The organism is Kitasatospora sp. NPDC057015, assembly GCF_042673745.1.
Classification (GTDB): domain Bacteria; phylum Actinomycetota; class Actinomycetes; order Streptomycetales; family Streptomycetaceae; genus Kitasatospora.
This window is the reverse complement of sequence record NZ_JBHUSG010000149.1, coordinates 1-1,387: the sequence shown is the minus strand read 5'-3', so window position 1 is coordinate 1,387 and position 1,387 is coordinate 1. Positions and strand designations below refer to the sequence as shown.

Here is a 1,387-nt window from a genome sequence, read left to right as displayed (position 1 = left end):
GCATCAACCCGATGGTCAATGCGCTCAGCACGACGATGACGAACGACAGCCGCTGCGCGCCAACCAGTATGCGCAACAGCACGAATGCACCGATCCCTGCAGCCATCGGCGGCGTCACGCCATAAGCGAGGATCAGGATCAGCAGCGCGGCCGGAATGAATTCCGCAAACGCCATCAGATAGCCGGACACCCCCACCAGGCGTTGGCCGCCATTCGAATCGACCTGCACCTCGAACGACTGGACCGAGTCGATACCGGCAGTCCCGTACGCGACATGCGTCGAATACAAGCCGAGCGCGACGAGCACGATCAGGGCCGCGAAAAATCGTACCTTGTCGGTGATGACGAGGCGGGTCGGTGGAATCCTGAGCTGCCGAAGATTGCGCGGCTCCACAAGTGCCGGCAGGATAACCGCGGCGAGCAGCGCGCAGTTGATATTGAGGCACGTCAGCCAGAGCGTTCCGTCCGATGGAGTCAACCCGATCGTGTTCCACAGCAGGGATCTGCCGATCAGGTAAATGTTGATCGGGCGTATGACGTATCCCAGGAAGTGATAGATCAGGTACAGAAAGATCGGATGATAAATGGGCATGCGCATCGCCAGCACGAACGCGAAGCAGATGCCCCAGCACAACAGATTGATTACCGCGATATAGCCTATGATTTCCATGTCATCCCTTCGCCTGTCGGATACTCAATCGATGACGCAGGGCGGCTGGTCGCGAAGCCCTATCAGCCAGCCATAAACGTCGGCCATTTGCGTGGCAACCACATTCCACGTGAAATGACTTTCGACCAGCGATCTCGCCACATTGCCCATTGCCACGAGCCGTGCATCGTCGATGGCATGCAGGTCGCCAAGGAATGCGCGCAGTCCCTCGACCGAATTGAGAATCTCGAATGCGGCGTGTCGGGAAAATCCGATCGACAGATTGCATTCGCGCGTCAGCGCGACGGGTTTCCGGAACGACCATGCCTCGAGCGGCACCATCGGCAGGCCTTCGCTGAACGACGGCAGGATCACGCAATCGCAGGCCGCGTAGGTTTTTTCCTTGTCCTGGCCGAATTGCGGACCGATGAAATGGACCCCGTCGCCGTTCACGCCCTCGCTGACCATGCCGCGCAATTTATCGACGTAGGAAGGATCCCCCCAACCACCGACGATCAGGTTCCAGCGCGCATTGATCGAATCCGTCATGACGCACCCCTTCCAGGCGCTCAGCAGATTCTCCACGCCCTTCTTGGGATGCAACCGCCCGAAATAAAGCAGCAGTTTCCGGGATGCCAGTTCGCCGGTCCACCAGGACGGCAACCCGGGATTGTCCAGCTCCGGAATCGTCACACCGTTATGCACGATGGCGATCGGCTGTTTCAGACCCACGGCCCG

The 1,387-nt window shown here is 59.3% G+C and carries 2 protein-coding genes; both read right to left on the bottom strand.

Translation table 11 applies throughout. The features are described 5' to 3' along the window. On the bottom strand, positions 1-670 hold a 670-nt coding region (locus ACFTWP_RS41760), incomplete at its 3' end, for a hypothetical protein (protein ID WP_380270401.1). A 24-nt stretch (positions 671-694) separates the two neighbouring features. After that, positions 695-1,387 (bottom strand): glycosyltransferase (locus tag ACFTWP_RS41755; RefSeq protein ID WP_380270400.1); only part of this gene is annotated, 693 nt, incomplete at its 5' end.